Source organism: Desulfoferrobacter suflitae, from assembly GCF_022603395.1.
Taxonomy (GTDB): domain Bacteria; phylum Desulfobacterota; class Syntrophobacteria; order Syntrophobacterales; family Syntrophobacteraceae; genus Desulfoferrobacter; species Desulfoferrobacter suflitae.
In genome coordinates, this window is record NZ_JAIBKA010000002.1 from 147516 (window position 1) to 167272 (window position 19757).

Below are 19757 nucleotides of genomic sequence, written 5' to 3' on the forward strand. Positions count from 1 at the left end.
CCATGATTATCAACCCGTATCGACACACAAAAAAAGGGGGTGGAAAAATTGCTTTTCCACCCCCCGCCGTTGATCCTATCGGCCTCGGGAGCCGTTCATTCCGATCGTCCGTCTTCCCAGCAGGCCGTCAAGCCATCCTATTCATTGAGTGCCATGGGGCGTTTGGTGGCCCGAGCCAGGAGCACGCCGACTATTAGCAAGACTCCGGAAATATAGAAAGCATAGTTCATACTTCCCGTCACGTCCTGAATGGTGCCGCCCAGTCTCGCCATGAAGAAGCCGAGGCCCCAGCCAATGAACACCAGACCATAGTTGAAGCCCAGGTTTTTCGGCCCAAAAAAGTCTGCGGTGAACGAAGGCATCAGCGCCAAACCTCCTCCATACTGCCAGTACGCAATACCGACTGCCAAGAAGAGAACGAAAACGTTACCACTTGCGATAATGCTCGGCAACAGAAACAAGCAAAGGGCCGAGACTGCGCAGTTGAGGGTGTACGCATTGGTTCGGCCGATTTTATCCGAGTACATGCCTGTTCCGACTCGGCCAAAAGCATTGACCAGCCCTCCAAAGGAGACAAGGATCCACGCGTTGGCAACCAGGAAAGGCACATCCTTTGCCGCCACTGCCAGGATTTTTGCAGCATTGGCGATGATCAGAAGACCCGACTGCGTCGTCAGGATGAACATGAAGACCAAAGCATAGAACTGCCAGGTTTTGACCATATCCTGGGCAACCCAGTCTATCGCCGTGACCGCCGTCTTGACCGGAGCCCCTGTCATTTCCTTGGTCGGGCTGGCGGGTTTTGCAGCTGGCGGCACATATCCTGCCGGAGGCCATGCCAAAAGTTGGCCGGCAATAATCACGACGACCGCGAAGAAAATACCCAGAATGACAAAACTGCCGGTGAGTCCGTAAGCGTCAATGAGGTAGCGCGCCAAAGGGGAAATGTAGAGCGCGGCGCCGCCATAGCCACCCACAACCAGACCCGCAATTAAGCCACGCTTGTGCGGTCCAAACCACCTCAGAGCGGCGGGAGTGGGCGCTGCATAACCAATGCCCATGCCGATCCCACCGAGAATTCCAAATCCAAAAATGAGTCCGCCGTAGCTCTTGGCCAAGCCGGATATGATACAGCCCGCCGCCAGGAACAGCCCCCCCACAGTGGCGCCCACTTTAGGGCCGAATTTGTCCTGGATGCGCCCGCCAGGAATCATCAACAAGGCAAAAATGACTACACAAAGGGAGAACGGCGTAGCCGCCTCAGCATTGGTCAAGTACGTCCAACCTTCATTGGGCGCCGGCAAGGGCTGCCCCGCCAAGTCCACGTTGATCAAGGACTTGGTCCAAACACTCCACGCATACAAAATACCCAAACACAAGTTTATTGCGGTCCCCGCGAAGGTGACGACCCAGGCTTTTCCTGGAACCTTTTCCAACGGTTGTGCCATGTTACCCTCCTAGTTCAGCAAATTTTGACAAGAAAATTCTTTTCGCCGCGGGCCAGACTGTCCGCCGCCAACAATCTCATAACAACTGCTGTCCAGACCAATTCGATCATTCCATTCCATCCTGCTGCACAGACTGCTTTGCCCGACAACGATTAAACACCGGTTCTCGGACCTCCTGAATCCTCCGCAGCCTTCGGATCCAGGCCTTCCAAAGCAAGTTAGAAATGCTGTAAACGTAGAAATGTCTTTACTCAACAACCAGGAGCTAAGCGAGCGAGAGCCTCAACGATGCACAACACGAGTTGCAGTAAACGAACTGCGGCATGAAATTTCGGTTGAAAACAACAAAACGGTGAAGATATTGAGATGGGATTATTTCAAATTCTGCTAAATAACACCGGATTAAACAATAAAAGTTTCGCTAAAAAATACCAATCAAATACACTTATGCCTTCTCACCTCCTTTACCGAGCGTTTTGCCTATCACCTCCCTTGTTCCTTAATGCGGTTCCGTCATCGACTGTTCCACCTACCCGTGACCCACCTTATAGAGCAGCGGTCCTGGGGTGTCAAGCATAAATCATATAAATTTTAAATTGTTACGAAATGCACAAGGGCTCATGAAAAGACTGTCCCGCGAATGGAGGAACATTGCGAACGCTCCCCGCTACTTGGGCCCATAGGGTTGCAGGTGCAAGTGTACAATATCCGGTTTGAGAAAAAAGCGGCTCTCCTGCACCTTTTTTTCCAGCAGACCCGTCGTGAATATGACTTTATTGGCCGCAGCAAAACTGGAGAGGCTCTTGACCGCGGCTAAAGTCACCACGGTCTCCAGGCAGATGGCGTAGACAATTTCCTGTTGGTCATTCAATGCAATGAGATCGCTCGCTCGATCTTGAATTCTCGGGGGCAGGTAATCCGCTACCGCCCGGTATCCCAAGCTGCGCAAATACTGGTACAAATGGCACTGAAGAGTCCTGCGCACCGTATGATCATTCTGAAAGGTTCTTGGAATCGCTCGCCAGCAGGATTCCAGCTCTTTTTTCCACTCAAGAAAATCTCGCCCAACGACCTCTTCCATCAATTCCCTCCTCCTCGATCCATCTTGCTACCGCAACAGCTTCCACCTGCTGCTGGCCAGCATGGCCCAACCGTCCCTCTCCACCCCGCCATCGGCACCGAGCGGCCGCGGCCCGGCAGCACCATGTGAAATTGACACATCGTCCCAATTTGTTTAGTTTAATAAAGTAGTCAATCACGTGGACTTCAGCATCATCGCGAACTTTACCGGGAGCTTCATCAATGAACATGGACCGTGAAATTTTCAAAATTAACCTGGGAGTTGAAGCGACATCCCTCTACATACTGACCTGTGCCCTTGTCGACCAGGGCGAATCTCCGACGCTGGAGCGTATCCGGACCCTGTGGAACGGCAGCAGTGAAAGTCTGCTGCTGGCCGCAGAAGAACTCATTCAAAAGGGAGTTGCGAGCGGAACACTCCCCCTCGAAGAGGGCAGTTCCCTGCACATCAATCCGAGAAAAGAATGGCTCGGGAACTAACCCAAAAAACCTTTTATTTTTTTCTTTTCGCCCAGCAGCTCGGGGTTCAGGTAATCATCCGCCAGCTGCAGGTAATGAAGAACGCTGCTCCGGGTGAGCTCCCGCTCATCCGGCCCAATCGCCTTTTTGAGCGTTGCGGGAATACCCATCACCAATGACTGGGGAGGGATCTCTGTCCCCGGCGCAACCACTGAGCCGGCGGCCACCACGGATCCCGCACCAATCTTTGCACCATCCAAGATAATCGCGCCCATACCAATCAGGCACTCATCTCCAATAATACAACCATGTACAATCGCTCGGTGGCCAATGGTTATTCGATTGCCGATCTCCAGCGGAAACTTCCCTTCAGTGACATGCAGAACGCAGTTATCCTGGACGTTGGTTTCCGAACCAATCCGTATGTAGTGGACATCACCACGCACGACCGTGTTGAACCAGATGCTCGAACGATCGCCAATCACAACATCGCCAATGACCCAGGCCCCCGGCGCAATGAATACTTCCTCACCCAGCCTCGGGTAGCTATGCTTATAGGGCAAAATCCCCATCATTACTGTCCTCCCACAAAATGAACTCCCGCGCAGTCTCTTTTTGCACAGGTTTGTTGGCTTACCACCTGTCCTCGGTTCAGGCACGCCAGCTTTCTGCTGCGTGCTCATTTGCTCAATCTGCTCAATCCCAGTAAAGCGGCGATCTGTTCGGCGCTGTGCTCGACAAAAAGTTGCAGCTCGGTGGCCTTCAACCGCCTGCCGACCGCCGGCGTGGCCATGTCGTCGGGAGGAGCCAGCACAACGGGGGCGTTTCTCAACTCCCCTTTGGGAACTACACCAAATGCGGGCTCGAAGTCATCGGCGAAATACTTTTCCTGAAATACGGCAAATTTTAGAGCATGGGCCGTGGCATCCAGTACCGCTCCGCGCTCCCCTGACAGCTCGCCGGTTTTGGCCAAGCGGCGCAGACCGGCTAAACACTCCCCGCCCTGTGTGCAGGAGATATGACCATTTCGATTAGCCGTCAACATGGCATCCATGATTTCCTGCTCACTCACCTGCACTACCTGAACGCCCTTGTAGCCGGCAATTTCACGATATTTTTCGACAAGTCGGACCACTCTTGGCATCGAAACCGGATTACCGATCATGGCCGCCTGCGCCACGCTCGGCCTCACCACAACCGGTCGGAACTCTCTCTTGCCGGGGTCGGCTTCGAGATAGTAGAGGTAGACAGGATTTGCATGTTCCGACTGCACTCCGACCACCACCGGCAAAGAAGTAATGATCTGCAATTCGTAAAGCTTCAAAAACCCTTCGAGCACCGCCGTGATATTCCCGGCATTACCGATCGGCACCACTACAACCAGATCTTCGACATCGTAGTCAAAGTCTTGAGCAATCTCGTAACTGAATGATTCCTGCCCGAGAATTCTCCAGGCGTTTTTGGAGTTCATCAGAGCCACCGGATAATTCTCGGAAAGATATTCGACAACCTTCATGCAATCGTCAAATACACCCGGGATTTCTATCACTTTTGCTCCACTCCCGAGCGGCTGCCCCAACTGTTGTGGAGTCACCTTGCCTTGGGGCAGCAGCACAGCTGATTTCACGTGATGCGTCATGTAGGACGCATACAAAGCGGCGGCCGCAGATGTGTCACCGGTCGAGGCACAAATGGCCAGTATCTCCCCCCAACCTTGACTTTTTGCAGCAAAGTTCAGGTAGCTGAAAGCACTCGCCATTCCCCGATCCTTGAAAGATGCGCTGGGATTCTGCCCGTCATTCTTGAACCAAAAACGAAATCCCGCCCAATCGCGCAGCCTGCTGTTCGCCTCCACTATCGGAGTATGGCCCTCCCCGAGATAGATGATGGAATCCAACGGCAGCACCGAACCAAGCAACTCATGATAACGATAGATGCCCTTCAGCGGCGCAGCGGTCAGCATGGCTCGATAATCGAAAATCTTGCGCCACAGCCGGCCGGAAATCAGCTTCAAGCGATCCCACTGGTTATCCCTGATCATCAGGACATTCTTGCAATCCGGGCATGTGTAGAAAAGACTCCCGACACTGAATTGCTGGTTGCAGCCGAAACATTGATACACATATTCGCCGGAGGGCTGGGGAATGAGGTAGGGCTGTACCTCCTGTGGAAAATGTTCGATTTTCATCGGCTATGGCTCCTGAATGTTCGATGATCGAATGTGCGATGCCTCACACGCCGCATTGCCTCGAGAGTCTCCCATTACTATTCGCAGCGGCGGATCGTGTCAAGCAACCATTGGAGGTCAGCTGCGGTTGTTTCAGCAAGAACCCTGACGGGGTTTCCAGCGAGCAGGCATAACTGCGCCGCGCTGCGCAATGGCAGCAAATGTTGCATAAATGCCACACATTGGGACCTCAGTGTGTATTTTTTACCACTTCCCCTTTAATTCTTCTCAAGAAAATCCATAGCTTGACCTTTTAACGAAATCCATGTAAAAGGACTTCCAGATTTCAGACTTTCCTTTGACAGAATCGAGGGAAAGTCGTAATTAGACCTTTGGCATGGTTGGTGCTTGAAGGGTTTTTGCGAGGAGGAAAAGGGGCTTGAATAACGGTTTTCTGAGACAGCACACTATCAAGAGAGAAGTGTGGTGTAGAGGGATAGGTTTACATTCCGGCGCAAAGGTTTTGATGAAATTGAAACCGGCACCGCCCAATTTCGGCTATCGCTTTTGCCGGACTGATATCCCTGACTGCCCGGTCATCACCGCACATCACAATCAGGTGGTCGATACCCTGTTCGCTACCACCATCGGTTTCAACGGGGTGGTGGTCTCCACCGTAGAACACCTCCTGGCAACGTTTTTCGGTTCGCGCATCGATAATATAATGGTGGAATTGGATGGGCCCGAAGTCCCTATTTTTGACGGCAGTGCGGCCACCTATTTACGGCTGTTGGAGCGGGCGGGACTGCAAGAACAAACGGCGCCGCGTACCTACCTGAAGATCGAACAACCCATTTTAGTCAAAGAGGGCGACTCATTTATAAAGGCATTTCCCGCAGATTGCTTTCGCGTCCACTACCTGATAGACTTTTCCCACCCTCTGGTTGGCAGACAAGAGTATTCCTGGAGCTTCAACGAAAAAAGCTTTGCCCGTGAAATTGCCAAAGCCAGAACCTTCGGCTTTTTCAAGGATGTTCAAAAGCTCCAGGGCATGGGTCTGGCTCGCGGCGGATCATTGGATAATGCCATCGTGTTTGATGAACATCGCATCCTTAACAACGATGGTTTGAGGTATAATAATGAATGCGTACGCCACAAGATCCTTGATTTCATGGGAGATCTGGCTTTGGCCGGAATGCCTTTGGTGGGCCATTTTCAGGCCTATAAGGCGGGCCATGCCCTGCATAATCGCTTCTTGAACCAACTCGTATCCGCACCCAGCAACTATGCGATATTAAACGTTGCTGCACCAATACCCCGGTCCTACCTGAGGTCTCCATCCTTTCCCCTGTTTCCCGAAAGATTTTCGCCCGCCACCAAGGCCCTTTAGGCTCTCCCGGCAAAACTCCTTGAGTTTGGAATGCCTCTCCGTTAAGATAGCCGCTATTGTCAAAATTGTTATGAGCGGCTTTGGAAATGATGAGAATCGCGTTCCCACTCATACTTTGCTGCGGCGTTTGCGCTGCCGCCCTGGGCGGCTTCGCGCCTGCCACTGCAGCCGCCAGGAATAGAGCGGAGATCGTCGAAGTCTACCTGAAGCCCCACATGAAGAACCTCGAACTGAGCTTGCACATCGAAAATTGCTTCACCCCCAAAATGGAAGAGGCGATCCTGAGCGGTGTGGAGACCACGTTCAAGATATTGTTGGTCTTGGAAAAGAAGGGTTTTCTTTTTTTCAGCAATAAACTGCTCAACCTCTCCCTCGAACACTCCATCAAATACGACCGGTTGAACAATGAATTTCACGTGACGCTTCCCGAACAGCCCGGGAAAGTCCTGGCCACTGCCGATTTCGCTGAGGCCAAACAATGGATGAGCAGAGTGGAAGATCTCTCCCTCATACCCGTCTGGCGGTTGGAAAAAGAAACCGAATACAAATTGCGGATCAAGGCGGAACTTTCCAAAGTTCGCCTGCCTCTTTTTTTCCGCTACATTTTCTATTTCGTGTCGCTCTGGGACTTTGAAACCAAGTGGCATGAGGTAACATTCACCCTGTGATGTCAATTCCCATGGATCACACCCTATCACCCGATCCGAATCGATATCGGCGCAAAGAGCGTTTCTGGCTGATCGCGCTCCTGATTCTAATTGTGACCTTTGGATCTCTGGGCGGATGGTTCTTCGAATTTCAGTCGGACTTGTCCCTTTTGAGCAACATTTTGCTGTTTGGACTGATCAATTTCAATGTCATTCTGCTCCTGCTCCTCGCTTATCTGGTATTACGCAATATCGTCAAGCTAATTTTCGAACGCAAACGCAATATCTTGGGGCACAAACTGCGCACCCGCCTGGTCATCGCCTTCATCGGCCTCTGCCTCATCCCGACCCTGCCGCTGTTTTGGATTGCCACTCAATTCATCTCCTTCAGTCTTGACTACTGGTTCAGTCACCAGGTCGAACAATCCCTGGAACAATCCGTGCAACTTGGCAAGGACTATCTCAACGAGGAAAAGCAGGATCTGATGTTCGATGCCAAACTGGTCAGGAATGAACTGCAGAAGTTTTTCGCGCTAAACGGTGCCATGCCCCAGAAGTCGGAACCATTCTACCCTCCGTTACTCGAACAATATCATCTGGATGGTATCTTTCTCGCCAATGCTGACGAAACGGTCATCTGGAGCGTTCATGACCCGCAAATAGGCGTGGACGATGTGCGTAAATTGCCTCTTCTCCTCTGGCAGGGCAACGAAGCTCATCCCCCTGTTGAGCACCTGAGTTTTGATGGCAAAAGGCAAGGTTTGGCGGTGGTTATTCCGCTCTCCATTTCCGACGGTTCTCTGCGGATGATTTCCGCCAGCCTCATCGCCATCCGCTTCCTGCCCGCAGTCATCACCGACAAATTGGCGTCCATAACCAGCGGTTACGAAGACTACCTGCAGCTAAAATTGCTGCAGAATCCGCTCAAGACCAGCAACTTCATAACCTTTTCCATCGTGACCCTGCTGGTCATCTTTGCGGCGGTGTGGTTCGGCTTTTTTCTTGCCAAGAACATGACGGTTCCCATCCAGTCGCTCGTTTCCGCCACACGCGAGGTTGCAGACGGGAATCTCGAGGTAGAATTGAAGTCCGAGCGACAGGATGAACTCGGCATGCTCATCAACTCGTTCAATACCATGGTGCATGACCTGCGCGAAAGCCGCGAACAACTGGCCAGCGCCTACGTCGCGTTGCAACAAAACCACGCAGAGCTTGAAGATCGCAAAGTGTATATGGAAATCGTGCTGAAGAATGTCGCTGCGGGAGTCGTGAGCGTCGACGCCGAGGGAAAGATTGTGACCATGAACAAATCGGCGGAGGGCATATTTGGACTCCCAGCGGAACAAGTCAGGGGAAGGCCTTATGACGAGTTTCTGGAGCACGATCACCGGGAGATTGTCGAGTCCTTTCGTCGGACATATCAAGCCACCCGCCAACTCTATTTTGAACAGCAGCTGAGAGTCAGCATCAACAGGATTCCGAGAACTTTGCTTATCAAGGCATCCATTTTGCGTGACGAACGGAATCGGCACCTGGGCCTGGTGGTTGTACTCGACGACCTGACAGATCTGGAGAAGGCACAACGGATGGCAGCGTGGCGCGAGGTGGCCCGGCGCATAGCCCACGAGATCAAAAACCCGCTCACCCCCATTCAACTATCCGCCCAGCGGCTTCGCCGTCGCTATTCAGAACTGCTCGGCAACGGTGAATCCACGTTCGACGAATGCACTCGCACCATTTTGCAGCAGGTCGAACTGATGAAACACCTGGTAAACGAGTTCTCAAAATTTGCCCGCCTTCCCCAAGTACGGCCCATCCCTTCCCACCTGCCGGCAATTATTGAAGAGAGCCTCGCTATCTATCGGCACACCTACCCTCAGATCTCGTTTTTATCCAAGACCACTGGAGATTTTCCTTCAATTATGCTTGATCCGGTGCAATTTAGACAGGTGATGGCCAACCTGCTCGACAATTCCGTCCACGCTCTCGGTGGGGACGACGGTCAAATTGAAGTGAAACTCTCCTACGACCCGGTCTTGAAAATTGTACGAATAGATTGCTCAGACAACGGCCACGGAGTCTCTCAGAAAGACAAGGTGCGCATGTTTGAACCGTACTATTCGACGAAGGAAAAGGGCACCGGCCTCGGGTTGACCATCGTGGCAAGCATCGTGGCAGACCACAGCGGTTTCATCAGGGTGCGCGACAACGACCCCAAAGGCACTGTCATTTCGATAGAGCTGCCCGGATCAGCCTGACGGGGAAGCGTGGAGTTCTTCCCTTGCGATCAATCTAGTGTACGAAGTGGTGGTGAGGCATCAGTGGAATCGAGAATCCTGATCGTTGACGATGAAGCCAGCATTTTGAAATCCCTCGGCGGTGCGCTGCAGGACGAGGGCTACCGCGTCAGCCTGGCTACATCCGGCGACAAGGCTCAGGAAGACATTCGCAAAGACCCTCCGGACCTCATTTTTCTTGATATATGGATGCCCGGCAAGGATGGTTTAACGACGCTTAAGGAAATCAAGAAATCTTTTCCCCAGATTCCGGTCATAATCATTTCCGGGCACGGCACCATTGAAACCGCCGTGAAGGCAACGAAGTTCGGTGCATTCGATTTTGTGGAAAAGCCCCTCTCCCTTGAACGGATTCTGGTATCCATCCAGAATGCAATACAATTTCAAAGACTTGAAGAAGAAAATCTGCTTTGGCGACAGCGCGCCATGCACCGCCATCAGATCACCGGCGAGAGTGCCGCGATCCAATCATTGAGTGCCCAAATCGAGCGCGCCGCCCCAACCAACGCCACTGTTTTCATTACGGGAGAGAACGGTACCGGGAAGGAACTGGTGGCCAGGATGATTCACCATCAGAGCCGCAGAAGTGGCCGACCGATGATCGAGGTGAATTGTGCCGCAATTCCCGAGGAGCTGATCGAAAGCGAGCTGTTTGGCCATGAAAAGGGTTCATTTACGGGGGCAACAGAAAGGCGCAAAGGCAAGTTCGACCTGGCCAACGAAGGAACCCTGTTCCTCGATGAGATCGGTGACATGAGTTTGAAAACTCAGGCCAAGATTCTTCGCATCATACAAGAGCAAATCTTCGAAAGAGTGGGGGGAGCTACCCCGATATCTGTGGATGTGCGAATTGTGGCAGCAACCAACAAGGATTTGCAGAAAGAAATTGACACCGGAAATTTCCGGCAGGATCTCTTTTACCGGCTGAACGTGATCCCCATCCACGTTCCACCTCTTCGCGAGAGGCTTGAAGACATCCCATTGCTGGTGGAAGAGTTCATCGACGCCTACGCTTACGAGAGCGCACTGGGGAGGAAAAAGATCGAGCCCGAAGTCCTTGCCATGCTTCAGCATTACTCTTGGCCTGGAAATGTCAGGGAACTCCGCAACTTCATCGAACGACTGATCATTATGAGTCCCAAGGAGAATATCGGGCTGAAGGATGTCCCACAGGATTTCCTTCGCCTGCTGCCGGACAGACAGGAGACCGTTGATCCGTATGCGCAGGACACCCTCAGGGAAGCTCGTGCGCAGTTTGAACGGGAATATCTTCTGAGAAAATTAGAACAATTCTCCTGGAACGTGTCGCTTACCGCCGCGGAAATCGGCATCGAGCGCAGCCATCTGCATCGCAAGATGAAACTTTTGGGCATCAAGGAAGACACCGAATAGCCGCCATTTTTCAGGCAGGAAACTGCCCGCAATTGTAACGTCTCCGAAAGGAAGGAGACTTTCGCTTTTATGCCTGCAGTCCCGGTACATGAAACATTGCTTTGTACTATGTGCTGGTCAGCAAGGATTGAAGTTGCTTGGATACTATTAGTACCCGGACGGTGGCCTGGGAGGCCGGCGACAGATAAGATAAGTAATTGATTTTATTTGGTGGAGATGATCGGGATCGAACCGACGACCTCAGCCTTGCGAAGGCTGCGCTCTCCCAGCTGAGCTACATCCCCACGCCCAAGCTTCTTATATATCTTCTGTTGCCAGGGTGTCAAGAAACGAAAACTGGTAAAACCGCTCCCTGTGAGAGGCCCCATGTCTGCGGAGTGCAGTCAAGAGGTGCGCCCGGTTTCCACCAACAATGCACTGCGCGAAAGCGGTCAACACAGGTGGAAAATAGGAGTCTGGTCCCGGTTCAATCATGGTTCAGGCTGGCCTTGCTCTGGCGATAGAATTCGATCAAAAACTCCGCCTCCTTCGGGGAGAGATCGAAACGTTGAACCGCCTCATTCACCAGCTTTAGCAGAGATTTTTCAGGCTCCTCGTCCAGTTCGGCTGAAATCCACTTGACCGCCTTGCGAATGGCCTCCCCTTCGGGCATGATATTGGTCATCGAAAACTTCTCCTTGTAAGGAATGGGTTGAATTTCACCAGCAAGCACACTATCAAAGACATTTCGCTCTGCGAATGTCGGGCCATCCCCCTCCATCCATACTGCCTTATGCAACCATTTGAAGAAAACGTCAACCATAGGCAAACATTCTCCGAAAATTGGAAAAAGACCTGCCTCTCTCCCGTTGAAAGTTCCCGTTTCAACCTTCAGCATCGGTCACTCCCGCCTCCTGAAACGTCTTAATTTCCTGGAGAACTTTTGCGGATGCTTCCACAATGCCCATGGCAAGAGCCGAGCCCGTGCCTTCTCCCAGGCGCATGTCCAAATCGAGAATGGGTCTCAGCCCAAGCCTTTGCACCATGGCGCCATGGCCAATTTCATGACTGCGATGTGAAGCGAACAGATACTCCTTGGCCACAGGTTCAATCTCGCAGGCGATGAGTGCACCCGCAGTGGCGATAAAGCCGTCACAGACGATAGGCGCCTGGACGGCGGCGGCACCGAGCACAGCTCCCGCCAGGGCTGCAATTTCAAACCCTCCCACCTTGCTCAGCACATCCAGAGGATCCTTCGGATTGGGCCGGTTCACATCCAGTGCTTTTTCTATCACTCCAATTTTTCGCGCCAGCCCAGCGGTATCGATTCCTGTGCCAAGACCGGTCAGTTCTGCCACCGGTCTGCCGCTCAACACGGCAATGATCGCCGTCGAGGGGGTGGTATTGGCGATACCCATGTCACCCGTCCCAAACAGCTGATAGCGATCTTTGGAATGGGCTTCCTGCACCAGTTGCGCTCCGAGCACCAGGCCTCTCACCGCCATCTCTCTGCTCATGGCCGGTCCGTTGACCATATTGGCGGTTCCCTTTGCCAGTTTACGGTGCAAAATCGGCCATTCCGCAGGCAGGTCTGCGGCCACCCCGCAATCGACTACCTTGACGTCTGCCCGCACATGCCGAGCCAGAACATTGATGGAAGCCCATCCCTGCGTAAAGCTGTAGACCATCTGGGCGGTCACCTCCTGAGGGTAAGCGCTGACCCCCTCAGAAGCCACACCATGGTCCCCTGCCATAGTGAAGATCAGCTTTCTGCGCAGATCCAGTGCGAGCGTCTCCTTGATTGCAGCCAGCCTGGCAGCAATGATTTCCAGCTGTCCCAGCGAACCCCTGGGGCGAATTTGCGCTTTCAACCTGTGCCAGGCTTTTTCCTCCCACTCCCTGGACACAGGCTTTATGCTCCGCAAGAGCTCATCAAACTGTTTGTTCAATTGGTCCATTGGGCCATAACCTCCCTGTTAAAATAAAAAATCCTTCAAACCTCAGCTTCAAGGCTTGAAGGATCGCTTGATGGCATCGGCAATCCCTACCACATCATGGTCGCGTTCTGCAACGCGACCCCATCCTTTGACGGCAGGTCTTCTGACTTGCGGTTCCCTTTACTCTCCAAACCTTCCCGTACTCTCGTCCACCGCCAAACCGTCAGCGGCAATCGCCGTGCAGCTGTGTCATGCGCTGCTTGTGCCCTGCCGCATCCGGCTTCCGGTCACGTCACTCGACTTGTCTCAGTACAGTGGTGCTATTTTGGATTTCATCCCCGCTTACAGCGCCGGCCACACGCGACGGATTCGCACCGTCTTCCCTATTAAGTTGAGCACGCCGTCAAAGGAGTGAAAAAACAACTACTGCGACTTTTTACTCGCCCGTTTCAAGAATTTAATGGCCTTCTCGGTCTCCAGCACGGGAATGACCTCGGCCACCCCCAGGTCTGACCAGCGGAACACGGAATTGGCAAGATGCAACTCATCTTCCACCTCAAACAGTCGGAATACTCTGTGCCCCGAGATATCAAACCATTCACCCTTAATCTCGACTCCGGTATTCTTTCCCCTGTCCTTACTTTCCATGCCTCTCTCGATAACCTGATCGCGGTCCTCGGGTGCATAGCTGAATATAGCCAAAAACAACATGGGCACCTCCTTTCCTTTGAATGATGCATTTTTAGTTGGATACGTGCATTATAGATTTATTCGGAGCAAAACACCAACCAACTTTTCTCGTATGGCCTGCACGCCGCGGCGGACCCGCCCGCAGATGCCTTCCTGGCATTCTCCTGGTCTGCCGCCAATGTAATCCGCCTCCAGCCTCAGCCCCCCGGCGGGACCCCAATTACTCGCTTGACATCAAGAGAAATATTTCACTACAATGAGGCGCAATCTGGTTTTTGCCAACCCGTGTTTGCTTAATAACTGCTTAATGTGAAAGGAGGCCCTAGACGTGAATAGACTGGGAGGAAAGACTTTGCTGTGCGGGATTTTGGCGGTGGCATTTATTTTTGCAGGTACGCTTTTAGTAAAAGCTGCCGAAGAATGCAAAACGGAGCCGCCCCAAGGAGAGATGCACATAAAAGACCCGGCATGGAAAGAACATACCAAATGTCCCGTGCCCTTCAACCATACGACGCATGCAGAAGAATACGGCATCGCCTGTGCCGATTGCCATCATGACTACAAAGACGGCAAGAACATATGGAAGGAAGGCGATCCTGCCTGTCGCTGCTCGTCATGCCACACAAACTTGGAAATCAAAGGCGAAAAGAAACTTTCTGAAGAGGACCAGAAGCTCAACCTGAAGCTGGCCTACCACAACAATTGTGTGGAATGCCATAAAGCCAAGAAAAAGGAAGATGCCGCAACAACTGCTCCGGTTACCTGCACCAGTTGCCATCCCAAGGAATGCCCGTAACACCCTGCTGACGATTGGCTTCGAATTGTAGCAAACAACCCGCCGGGAACTCTGTACCCGGCGGGTTGTTTTGTTCCAGTGAGGTCAATCGTTCTTGTGTGCTTGGTGATCTGTCGAACAAACAAGGCCGCCTGGATCGCGATCTCCGATCCAGGCGGCCCAAATGTGTGACAAATGTACCGATCAAAAGGGACGGTCCTGCGACTACACTTCCTCTACTGTAATGGCGCCCGCTTCACAGACTTCCACACAACTTTCGCAGCCAAGACATTCTTCCTCATTAACCGGTTCAGCCTTGCCATCCACCAGTTCATATACGTCCACAGGGCATACATCAACACATTCAGCATCGCCGGTGCATTTGTCCTTGTCAACGGTTACTTTCCACATCTTCTACGTCCTCCCTTTCATCCATTCATCTGAGACCACAAATTGGTCTTTGTTTCGCTGTTCCTTCATGTAAATCTTAAAGGACCGGGGTTTACCTAACCCCAAGCTCGCATAATGTCAAGAGTTCTCCATCTTGACGAGGGTCGCTCACGCCGCTTGGACGAAACATTTGGTCAGCCAAAATCCCCTTGTGTTCAATCACTAGAGTCTCTAAAAAAATAAAAGATTGGCTGTCACGTTCCAGCCAATCCCCTGTGGCAATGCTCTTCACGCAACCGCATTGCCTGAACTGATGCCGGCTCCAAGACACTGAAGGCCATCCTGAAGCCAGCTCATGAATTTACACGCAGCCGGTCGGCTTGGGCAGCCCTGCCATCTTACAGGCACCTTTACCCGGTCCTGACGGGAACAGCTCATAGATATATTTCAGCTTGTAGCCGGTCACCTTGGTGAGAATCCGCACCATCGGAGCAATACCGTGTTTCTTGTAGTAGTCCTGCAACACATGGATGACCTTCCAGTGTTCTTCGGTGAGCTCGCTGATGCCCTCAGAGCTCTTTACATAATCGACCCATTCGGGACACCACTGATCAAAACTGCTGATGAATCCATCCTCATCGATCTCAAAGTTTTTGCCTTTATATTCAATTTGTGCCATGGACACTACCTCCTTAAAAAGATTGGGTTAAAAAGTGCAAAGACTTCCGGCACTTCTGACTGCGGATCCCCTTGTGATCCAAAGACTTGCTCGTATTTTCCCGCCGTCGGCCCCTGGCTGCTCGAACCACCGCGTCGGCCCAAACAGCATTGCCAACGGCATGCACATGCGAGTAACAAGCGAGGGAGTTCTTATAGCATATTCCATCCCAGCCGGCCACTATTCCATGCCCTTTTTGCAGGCGAAATACCAATGGAGCGGAGGAGTCACATCCCACGATACGCGAATAGTGGAACTCATGACCCTTGAATTTCGCGCCTTGTGCAAAAAACGGATTGCTTCGCTCTACCTCCAGGATCGTATAGCCGTGCCCCTGGGGCTTGGGCTCCAGGACCACGTCAAAAGGAAATATTCCGGTCATGGGAAACTTACGCTCGGCCTGGCTGATGCTGGCGCATAAAAACATCAGCCCGCCACACTCCGCATAGACAGGCAACCCTGCCTCAATTTCCCGTTTCAACGACTCCCGAAACACCTCGTTGCCGGCAAGGATTTCCAGATGGGTTTCCGGGAACCCTCCTCCGATATACAAGGCATCCAGGGATGGCAGTGGGCGTTCTTCAAAACTCGAGACTTCCTGCAGAACAGCCCCCTTTTCCACCAGTGCTTCCAGATTTTCAGGATAATAAAACTGAAAGGCCGCATCCCGGACAATACCGATCCTCACCGGATTGTGCAATCCAATCTCGGCCTCCGAAGGACCCGTCATTGCCGCCGGCCATCCCAGGGCACCGGCCGAAGTGGCGAGCTGCCAGAGAGCTTCCAAATCCACACACCGACCTACGCTCCCGGCGGCACTTTGCATGGCTGCCGTAACGTTCTGCGCTTCCTGGGGAGGAACAAGCCCCATATGACGCTCCGAAAAGAACATGTTGCAGTCTTTCGGCAAAACTCCCAGGACGGGTATCCCGCAATATTCCTCGATGGCTCCACGCAGAACCTTTTCATGCCGCCTGCCTGCCACCCGGTTCAATATGACAGCGCCCATGTTGAGCTGCGGATCCAACTGCCGGCAGCCCATCACCAATGCCGCAGCAGTGCGCGTCATCTTGGTTGCATCCAGCACCAGCACGACCGGGGCGCCAAGCAGTTTGGCCAATTCCGCGGTGGAGAAACTTCCTTGAATATCCACCCCGTCAAACAGGCCCCGGTTTCCTTCAATTAAGCTCACGTCTCCGCTTGTCGAGTGGCGGATGAACGACTCCAGAATATCATCCGCTTGCATGAGATAAGGATCCAGATTATAACACGGCCTTTGCGCCGCCGCCGCTAACCAGCCGGCATCGATATAATCGGGACCTTTCTTGAAGGGCACCACGCGCAACCCATGACGCAGCCGCCACGCTGCCGTGAGGCCAAGGGAAACAACCGTTTTGCCTGCACCCCCACGCAGGGCGGCAATCATGAGCCGCGGCTTGTCAAACATCATTGAATTCATCTCGTTGACAAGCGCACCCGAGAGCAGAACTCTCCGGTGCGCTAACACTTCACAAACGACTAAAATTTAAATTGAGTCGTAGTTCTCCACGTCGTCATTGCCAAACGATAATCGTCGATATGCTCATGCTTGAACTCGATACCGGTGGTCTCGAAGAACCGTTCCCAACCGATCCGATTGATCCAGTCGCCGATTCTCTCATAGCGTCGTCCACCGGCCGCATACGCTTCCACGATTTTCTTGATGGTGTTGACCGTGGTCGGCCAGCGGGGCGGTTCGTTGGGGATGTAGGGAACCGCCAGCTTGGAAAACATCGGGGTGGAAAGCACGTTGGAGACTTTGCCGCCAACCCACAGAGCAATGCCGTCACCTTCAGCGTTGGCGAGCGGCAGAGCAGGGCACATGGTATAGCAGTTTCCACAGAACATGCAGCGGCTATTGTTGATTTCGATGCTCTTCAATTCGCCGACCTTTTTGGGCTTGATGGCGGCGGTCGGGCAGGCAGCGATAACCAGCGGAATTTCGCACACATTCTGGACGCGTTCGTGCTCGATCAAGGGTGGTTTGCGGTGCACTCCGAGGATGGCGATGTCGGAGCAGTGCACCGCACCGCACATGTTCAAGCAGCAGGCCAGGGCAATGCGCACCTGGGCAGGCAGCTTGTGCGACCCAAAATAGTCGAACAGCTCATCCATCACCGCCTTGACGACACCCGAAGCGTCGATGGCCGGGGTATGGCAGTGAGCCCAGCCCTGGGTGTGGACGATACTGGTGATGCTGGCGCCGGTTCCACCCATGGGAAACCAGTTGCCACGGCTTCTCAGATCGTCGATCAGCGGCTGCAGCTTGCTTTTATCATCCACCATGAACTCGACGTTGTTACGGGTCGTCCAGCGCACGTAACCACCGCAGTGCTTATCGGCAACGTCACAGATGTCGCGAATCAAATCGACACTGATCAGCCGGGCCGCACCCACACGGACGGAATACATCTCTGCACCGGTCTCCGATACGTGCATCAGAACACCGGGCTCCAATATTTCATGGTACTTCCACTTGCCATAGTTTTCTTTGACGATGGGTGGAAAGAACTTGTCATATTTTGGAGGACCAATATCAGTTATTCGGTCTTTCAATGGATCATTAGGATCAAAAGGCATAGTTTAACCTCCTAAGCTTGATGCCGTGAACGATATGCAGCAATATCATGCTCCCAACCACCGGGGACTTCCGCTGGATCATAGAAAATGTAGGGGTTATAGCGCGGAGTATTGACCATGCGTGGATCGGGGGTCAGCTCACAGTTCTTGAGGAATTCCTGCAGGCCAAGGCGTTGAATCAGCTCGCCCAGGCGTTCGCGGTTCTTGCCGTTCTCCATCCACCAATCCCACATCTTCTCGACAAATTCCTTGAATTCCTCGTAGGGCGCTTCCATCTTCATGAATGGAATGACTACGCTGGACAGCTGTGCTCCTTCAAGGATCGGGGCCTTCGCTCCTACCAGAATGGTTGCGCCGGTATCGGTACCAGGCCGCAGGGCGCGCGGCATAACCCGGATACAGTGCATACAGCGGACACAGTCTTCATCCCAAATCTTCAGGGTCTTTCCATCCCATTCCATGCAGCGGGTTGGACACAGGTCAACGATTTCCGCTTGCACATCCACGGCGCGTTTTTCCGAGCCACCGGCGCCACCGTGCGGCACCAGTTCGCCACCGGCATAGGCGCGGACCGCTTCCTGATCGATTCTGATCTTATCCCGCCAGGTCCCGATGATGGAGCAATCTGCCCGGGCAATCGCGGCAACGCAGTCACACGGGCACCCCGATGTTTTGAACTTGAACTTATATGGGAACATCGGACGATGCAGCGCATCCTGGTATTCCTGGGTGAGATCATAGGTTATGTCCTGCGTGTCGATGCAGGACCATTCGCACCGGGCTTTGCCAACACAGCACGCCGGGGTCCTCAGGTTGGAGCCCGATCCACCCAGATCCATACCAAACTCGTGGGTCAAATCATAGAAAACCGGCTCCAATTGATCGGTGGTGGTACCGAGCAGGATAATATCCCCGGTGGACCCGTGCATGTTGGTCACACCGCTGCCCTTTTCTTCCCACATGTCACACAGTTTGCGCAAAATTTCAGTGCTGTAAAACTTGCTGGCGGGCTGATTCACACGGATGGTGTGGAAATGAGCAACATTGGGAAACAATTCGGGACGGTCACAGTAACGGCCAATGACGCCACCGCCGTAGCCGAACACACCGACGATACCACCATGCTTCCAATGTCCCTCCTTATCTTCATAGGACATTTCCATCAATCCCAGCCAATCCTCACAGGTAGCCTTTCTGGCCGCCATGCGCTTCATGTCTGTCACGAAGCTCGGCCATGGCCCTTTTTCCAATTCATCAAGCATAGGAGTTTTATGCTTTAGCGCCATTCGATTTACCTCCTTAGGCAAAACACCTCTTCAGGTTGAACGCAACTCAGAATCCTCTTCCACAATAAATTTCAGTTGACTCTCTCCTTCACCCCCTTCCAACTCGACGGCTCTCTTCTTCAAGAATCGCTTAGCCTTCATATCGAATATTTTCCGGTACCAGCCGGAAAACAAAGCCAATTGCGGGTTAATTCATTCCCTTTTCTTCCTTTTCAACATCGCCTTCGCCAGGAAGCATGTACATGGTCGTGCTGCCACTGGACCAATACTTGAGCTTGCCTTCATTGACCAGTTCGTTGACCACCTTTTTGGCTTGCATCATTTTCAGCTCAGGAACAGCCTTGCACAAGTCATTGAAGTAGTGCTTTGTCTTTTTTTGACCCTTGACATAGTCAAGAATTTTTTGTTTAGCTTCCTCACTCATGACATCTCCTTCGCTATGCATATGGATTCATTGAAAACAACAGGGGTTCGTTCCTGTCA

General features: G+C 52.7%; 19 protein-coding genes, 1 tRNA gene and 1 riboswitch. Of the genes, 6 read left to right on the plus strand and 14 right to left on the minus strand.

What is annotated here, in order from left to right:
* Positions 1–137: 137 nt before the first annotated feature.
* Complete coding sequence (locus K1V27_RS03570) at positions 138–1448, minus strand: L-lactate MFS transporter (RefSeq protein WP_258928154.1); 1311 nt, start codon at positions 1446–1448, stop codon at positions 138–140.
* Positions 1449–2115: 667 nt separating this feature from the next.
* Positions 2116–2529 carry a hypothetical protein gene (locus tag K1V27_RS03575; protein WP_258928155.1) on the minus strand — a complete coding sequence of 138 codons (414 nt, stop codon included), beginning with the start codon at positions 2527–2529 and terminating at the stop codon, positions 2116–2118.
* Between the two features lie 221 nt (positions 2530–2750).
* On the opposite strand from K1V27_RS03575, the gene K1V27_RS03580 reads away from it, so the two are divergent.
* Positions 2751–3008: a hypothetical protein gene (locus K1V27_RS03580; protein WP_258928156.1), complete on the plus strand. Its 258-nt coding sequence runs from the start codon at positions 2751–2753 to the stop codon at positions 3006–3008.
* Here the strand turns inward: K1V27_RS03580 and K1V27_RS03585 are convergent.
* Both K1V27_RS03585 and thrC read right to left on the minus strand, forming a co-directional pair.
* Complete coding sequence (locus tag K1V27_RS03585) at positions 3005–3562, minus strand: gamma carbonic anhydrase family protein (RefSeq protein ID WP_258928157.1); 558 nt, start codon at positions 3560–3562, stop codon at positions 3005–3007. The two genes, K1V27_RS03580 and K1V27_RS03585, sit on opposite strands and share 4 nt — an antisense overlap.
* A gap of 104 nt (positions 3563–3666) precedes the next feature.
* The gene (thrC, locus tag K1V27_RS03590) at positions 3667–5175 is read right to left on the minus strand and encodes a threonine synthase (RefSeq protein WP_258928158.1); all 1509 of its coding nucleotides are present in this window, start codon (positions 5173–5175) and stop codon (positions 3667–3669) included.
* A gap of 418 nt (positions 5176–5593) precedes the next feature.
* Between thrC and lpxC the strand changes: the two genes are divergently transcribed.
* The 4 genes from lpxC (at position 5594) to K1V27_RS03610 (ending at position 10880) form a co-directional block, all read left to right on the plus strand.
* Entirely contained in the window at positions 5594–6544 is a 951-nt protein-coding gene (gene lpxC, locus K1V27_RS03595) for a UDP-3-O-acyl-N-acetylglucosamine deacetylase (protein WP_258928159.1), read from the plus strand.
* An 86-nt stretch (positions 6545–6630) separates the two neighbouring features.
* A complete protein-coding gene (locus K1V27_RS03600; RefSeq protein WP_258928160.1) occupies positions 6631–7212 on the plus strand; it encodes a DUF4390 domain-containing protein in 582 nt (193 codons plus the stop codon).
* Between the two features lie 11 nt (positions 7213–7223).
* Positions 7224–9449, plus strand: a complete 2226-nt coding sequence (locus tag K1V27_RS03605; RefSeq protein WP_258928161.1) for a sensor histidine kinase — start codon at positions 7224–7226, stop codon at positions 9447–9449.
* A 63-nt stretch (positions 9450–9512) separates the two neighbouring features.
* Complete coding sequence (locus K1V27_RS03610; RefSeq protein WP_258928162.1) at positions 9513–10880, plus strand: sigma-54-dependent transcriptional regulator; 1368 nt, start codon at positions 9513–9515, stop codon at positions 10878–10880.
* 208 nt (positions 10881–11088) lie between these two features.
* On the opposite strand, the gene K1V27_RS03615 is transcribed toward K1V27_RS03610, so the two are convergent.
* The 4 genes from K1V27_RS03615 to K1V27_RS03630 all read right to left on the minus strand — a co-directional run bounded on the left by K1V27_RS03615 (position 11089) and on the right by K1V27_RS03630 (position 13507).
* Positions 11089–11164, minus strand: a tRNA-Ala gene (locus tag K1V27_RS03615).
* Positions 11165–11346: 182 nt separating this feature from the next.
* Positions 11347–11757, minus strand: coding sequence for a hypothetical protein (locus K1V27_RS03620; protein ID WP_258928163.1), 411 nt, complete (start codon positions 11755–11757; stop codon positions 11347–11349).
* A complete protein-coding gene (gene cobT / locus K1V27_RS03625) occupies positions 11744–12817 on the minus strand; it encodes a nicotinate-nucleotide--dimethylbenzimidazole phosphoribosyltransferase (protein WP_258928164.1) in 1074 nt (357 codons plus the stop codon). Before cobT ends, K1V27_RS03620 begins: the two co-directional genes overlap by 14 nt.
* A gap of 115 nt (positions 12818–12932) precedes the next feature.
* Positions 12933–13216: riboswitch (cobalamin riboswitch) on the minus strand.
* 3 nt (positions 13217–13219) lie between these two features.
* On the minus strand, positions 13220–13507 hold the full coding sequence (locus tag K1V27_RS03630; RefSeq protein ID WP_258928165.1) for a DUF3303 domain-containing protein: 288 nt from the start codon (positions 13505–13507) through the stop codon (positions 13220–13222).
* 307 nt (positions 13508–13814) lie between these two features.
* Here K1V27_RS03630 and K1V27_RS03635 point away from each other — a divergent pair, with 307 nt between their 5' ends.
* Positions 13815–14282 carry a cytochrome c3 family protein gene (locus K1V27_RS03635; RefSeq protein ID WP_258928166.1) on the plus strand — a complete coding sequence of 156 codons (468 nt, stop codon included), beginning with the start codon at positions 13815–13817 and terminating at the stop codon, positions 14280–14282.
* 204 nt (positions 14283–14486) lie between these two features.
* On the opposite strand, the gene K1V27_RS03640 is transcribed toward K1V27_RS03635, so the two are convergent.
* From K1V27_RS03640 to K1V27_RS03665, 6 genes are all read right to left on the minus strand, one after another.
* Entirely contained in the window at positions 14487–14672 is a 186-nt protein-coding gene (locus K1V27_RS03640) for a ferredoxin (RefSeq protein ID WP_258928167.1), read from the minus strand.
* Between the two features lie 340 nt (positions 14673–15012).
* Positions 15013–15330, minus strand: coding sequence for a TusE/DsrC/DsvC family sulfur relay protein (locus tag K1V27_RS03645; RefSeq protein WP_258928168.1), 318 nt, complete (start codon positions 15328–15330; stop codon positions 15013–15015).
* Positions 15331–15343: 13 nt separating this feature from the next.
* On the minus strand, positions 15344–16819 hold the full coding sequence (locus K1V27_RS03650) for a cobyrinic acid a,c-diamide synthase CobB (RefSeq protein WP_258928169.1): 1476 nt from the start codon (positions 16817–16819) through the stop codon (positions 15344–15346).
* A 68-nt stretch (positions 16820–16887) separates the two neighbouring features.
* Positions 16888–17988, minus strand: coding sequence for a dissimilatory-type sulfite reductase subunit beta (gene dsrB / locus K1V27_RS03655; RefSeq protein ID WP_258928170.1), 1101 nt, complete (start codon positions 17986–17988; stop codon positions 16888–16890).
* A gap of 11 nt (positions 17989–17999) precedes the next feature.
* Positions 18000–19274: a dissimilatory-type sulfite reductase subunit alpha gene (dsrA, locus tag K1V27_RS03660; RefSeq protein WP_258928171.1), complete on the minus strand. Its 1275-nt coding sequence runs from the start codon at positions 19272–19274 to the stop codon at positions 18000–18002.
* 187 nt (positions 19275–19461) lie between these two features.
* Positions 19462–19698, minus strand: a complete 237-nt coding sequence (locus tag K1V27_RS03665) for a dissimilatory sulfite reductase D family protein (RefSeq protein WP_258928172.1) — start codon at positions 19696–19698, stop codon at positions 19462–19464.
* Positions 19699–19757 lie beyond the last annotated feature (59 nt).

Coding starts and splice junctions, on each gene's coding strand:
- K1V27_RS03570 (WP_258928154.1), bottom strand. CDS start 1,448: ATGGCACAACCGTTGGAAAAGGTTCCAGGAAAAGCCTGGGTCGTCACC.
- K1V27_RS03575 (WP_258928155.1), bottom strand. CDS start 2,529: ATGGAAGAGGTCGTTGGGCGAGATTTTCTTGAGTGGAAAAAAGAGCTG.
- K1V27_RS03580 (WP_258928156.1), top strand. CDS start 2,751: ATGAACATGGACCGTGAAATTTTCAAAATTAACCTGGGAGTTGAAGCG.
- K1V27_RS03585 (WP_258928157.1), bottom strand. CDS start 3,562: ATGATGGGGATTTTGCCCTATAAGCATAGCTACCCGAGGCTGGGTGAG.
- thrC (WP_258928158.1), bottom strand. CDS start 5,175: ATGAAAATCGAACATTTTCCACAGGAGGTACAGCCCTACCTCATTCCC.
- K1V27_RS03600 (WP_258928160.1), top strand. CDS start 6,631: ATGATGAGAATCGCGTTCCCACTCATACTTTGCTGCGGCGTTTGCGCT.
- K1V27_RS03605 (WP_258928161.1), top strand. CDS start 7,224: ATGGATCACACCCTATCACCCGATCCGAATCGATATCGGCGCAAAGAG.
- K1V27_RS03620 (WP_258928163.1), bottom strand. CDS start 11,757: ATGCTGAAGGTTGAAACGGGAACTTTCAACGGGAGAGAGGCAGGTCTT.
- cobT (WP_258928164.1), bottom strand. CDS start 12,817: ATGGACCAATTGAACAAACAGTTTGATGAGCTCTTGCGGAGCATAAAG.
- K1V27_RS03630 (WP_258928165.1), bottom strand. CDS start 13,507: ATGTTGTTTTTGGCTATATTCAGCTATGCACCCGAGGACCGCGATCAG.
- K1V27_RS03640 (WP_258928167.1), bottom strand. CDS start 14,672: ATGTGGAAAGTAACCGTTGACAAGGACAAATGCACCGGCGATGCTGAA.
- K1V27_RS03645 (WP_258928168.1), bottom strand. CDS start 15,330: ATGGCACAAATTGAATATAAAGGCAAAAACTTTGAGATCGATGAGGAT.
- K1V27_RS03650 (WP_258928169.1), bottom strand. CDS start 16,819: ATGATGTTTGACAAGCCGCGGCTCATGATTGCCGCCCTGCGTGGGGGT.
- dsrB (WP_258928170.1), bottom strand. CDS start 17,988: ATGCCTTTTGATCCTAATGATCCATTGAAAGACCGAATAACTGATATT.
- dsrA (WP_258928171.1), bottom strand. CDS start 19,274: ATGGCGCTAAAGCATAAAACTCCTATGCTTGATGAATTGGAAAAAGGG.
- K1V27_RS03665 (WP_258928172.1), bottom strand. CDS start 19,698: ATGAGTGAGGAAGCTAAACAAAAAATTCTTGACTATGTCAAGGGTCAA.